Origin of the sequence: Planktothrix sp. FACHB-1355 (assembly GCF_014748295.1) — a bacterium.
GTDB classification, from domain to species: Bacteria; Cyanobacteriota; Cyanobacteriia; order Cyanobacteriales; family Aerosakkonemataceae; genus Aerosakkonema; species Aerosakkonema funiforme_A.
Genome location: NZ_JACJUP010000977.1, coordinates 1 through 2,763, shown reverse-complemented (window position 1 = coordinate 2,763; position 2,763 = coordinate 1). Strand labels below are relative to the sequence as shown.

Below are 2,763 nucleotides of genomic sequence, written 5' to 3'. Positions count from 1 at the left end.
TGCTCCTTGTAAATTAACATCTTGAAAGTTCGCAGCGCTAAGATTAGATCGACTTAAGTCTGCTCCAGTCAAGTCTGCTCCAGTTAGATTAGCACCGTATAGGTTCGCACCAGTTATTTTCGCTTCACTTAGAGCAGCTCGAGTTAAGTTTGCACCAGATAAGTTTGCCCCAGTCAGATTTGCTCTATCTAGGTTAGCGTTACTTAAATTGCAACTACTCAGGTTTGCTCCACTCAAATCAGCATCTCTGAGGTTAGCTAAACTTAGGTTTGTTGAATTAATCTCAACCCCACTTAAATTAGCGCCCGTTAGGGATGCTCTACTAAGGCTTGTACTTATAAGTTTCGCCTTACTCAGGTTTGCCTCGCTCAAGTCCGCTCCAGTTAAATCAGCATAAGATAAATCTATTTCACTCAGGTCTGCTCCTTTGAGTTCTACCCCATTTAGCTTTACCTTCTGAAAATTTCGTTCGTCTTCGGCGTATTTTTCTAGAAGTTCTTCAGCGTCCATAATTAACCTTGTTTTAGCTCTTTTATTAGTTTACCGCCACCAGAGCCTTTTTTATAACCCAAAGGACACTAAGGGAAACGCAAAGTAACGCAGAGAAAAACTTAAACTTTGCGTACTTTGGGAAAACCTACCCTGCGGGAAGCCGCTGACGCGGCTAGTGCGAACCTTTGCGTTTAAAACAAACGAGGACGAATTCCATAATGTCGATAACGCCAATAATCCTGCAAAATCTTATCGTGATCGAAACATAAATTAGAAGGAATTCGCCAAGATTCAAAAATATCCATACCCTTGGCATCATCGCCCGCATTCGGCGTACCCGTAGCCGTCGCGATAAACACAACGCTCATCGTATGCTGACGCGGGTCGCGATGCGGGTCAGAATAAACGTGGAATTGCTCGATCAGCTCCACCTGCAAACCCGTTTCTTCCTCTGCTTCGCGCCGTGCCGCCGTTTCAGCCGTTTCGCCATAATCGACAAAACCACCAGGAATAGCCCAACCGAGGGGTGGATTTTGGCGTTCAATTAGCACTATCGGTCGATGCGGGCGATCGATTAACTCAATGATGATATCGACTGTAGGAGTAGGATTACGGTAAGTCACGCGCCAAAAAGTCTCAAATTTACGTTTGGTGAGGGTATTGTAGCCCGTCGATCGCTTTCAGCATAGCGATCGATCGCTGACAAATCCCACCTCCTACCAAAGTTCCAGAGGAAAAGCCTCTGTGAAACCGTGTTTCAGAGCTCCTACATGATAATCTCGGATCGTTTGCCATTTCTTTTTCAGGTTATTTATGCCGTTTCCCAGATCCAGTGGCATTTTGTTACACCCTACCTCTCTTCCCAGTCGCTTCGGTATTGGCGATTTGGGCATGGAAGCCTATCGTTTTGTGGATTTTTTGGCAGATAGCAAACAACGGTATTGGCAGATATTGCCTTTAGGGCCAACGGGTTACGGTAATTCCCCTTATATGTGTTTTTCCGCGTTGGCCGGCAACCCCCTGCTGATCAGCCCGGAAAAGCTGCGAGACGAAGGAATGTTAAGTGAAGAAGATTTTTGGGGTTTACCGGAGTTTCCGGCTGATAAGGTAGATTACGAGCAGGTAATCAAAACCAAAATGCCTCTACTCCGAAAAGCCTGCGAGAACTTTAAAACTAGGGTGTCGGAGTTTCACCAAAAAGAATTTGCGGCATTCTGCCACAGCAAAGCTTATTGGCTGGATAATTATGCTTTATTCATGACTTTTCTGGATACTCACGAAGGTGCGAGCTGGCATACGTGGGAACCGGAACTGGCCAAGCGCGATTTAGCTACTATGGATCGGTTAGGTCGGCAGCTAAATGCCGAGATTATTTTCCATAAATACGTTCAATACGAATTTTTCCGCCAGTGGTCGGAACTGAAGCGTTATGCCAATATGCGGGGCATTGAAATTATTGGCGATATTCCTATTTATGTAGCTCATAACAGCGCCGATGTTTGGGCGCATCCGGAGAATTTTTACTTGGATGAAGAAACGGGCGAACCGGCATTGATGGCAGGTGTCCCGCCAGATTACTTCAGCGAAACCGGTCAATTGTGGGGCAACCCAGTTTATCACTGGGAGAAATTACAGAAAGATAACTTTCATTGGTGGGTGCAGCGCTTTCAGTCAATGCTAGATTATGTAGATATAATCCGCATTGACCACTTCCGTGGATTTGAGTCTTTTTGGGCGGTGGAGAAAGGTGAAGAAACTGCCATCAACGGTGAGTGGGTAGAAGCGCCTGGGGCAGCTTTGTTTGAATTAGTGAGGGAAAAACTGGGCCGATTACCGATCGTTGCAGAAGATTTAGGTGTGATTACACCGGAGGTAGAGGCGCTGCGAGACAAATTTGAGTTTCCGGGGATGAAGATTTTGCAGTTTGCTTTTGGTTCTGGCACAGACAATCCCTATTTACCATTTAATTACGATCGCAACTGCGTAGCTTACACGGGTACTCACGACAACGACACCTCATTAGGTTGGTTCCATCACTTGTCCGAAGAAGAAAAGAATAACATCCTCAAGTATTTGGGCTCTACCAGCGATAAGGGGATTCATTGGGATTTGATCCGCGTAGTTTTCAACTCTGTGGCAAATCAAGCAATTATTCCCCTTCAGGATATTTTAGGATTGGGCAGCGAGGCGCGGATGAACAAGCCTGGAGTTGGTGAAGGTAACTGGGAGTGGCGCTATCGATCCGAGGCTTTGCGGTGGGAAGACAGGGAA

3 protein-coding genes are annotated in these 2,763 nt (G+C 46.0%); 1 reads left to right on the top strand and 2 read right to left on the bottom strand.

The window, feature by feature from the left end; all coding sequences use genetic code 11:
• Positions 1-510 (bottom strand): pentapeptide repeat-containing protein (locus H6S82_RS27810; RefSeq protein WP_191057074.1); only part of this gene is annotated, 510 nt, incomplete at its 3' end.
• 173 nt (positions 511-683) lie between these two features.
• Entirely contained in the window at positions 684-1,115 is a 432-nt protein-coding gene (locus H6S82_RS27805) for an NUDIX domain-containing protein (protein ID WP_190467474.1), read from the bottom strand.
• Positions 1,116-1,305: 190 nt separating this feature from the next.
• Here H6S82_RS27805 and malQ point away from each other — a divergent pair.
• On the top strand, positions 1,306-2,763 hold a 1,458-nt coding region (gene malQ, locus H6S82_RS27800), incomplete at its 3' end, for a 4-alpha-glucanotransferase (protein ID WP_191057073.1).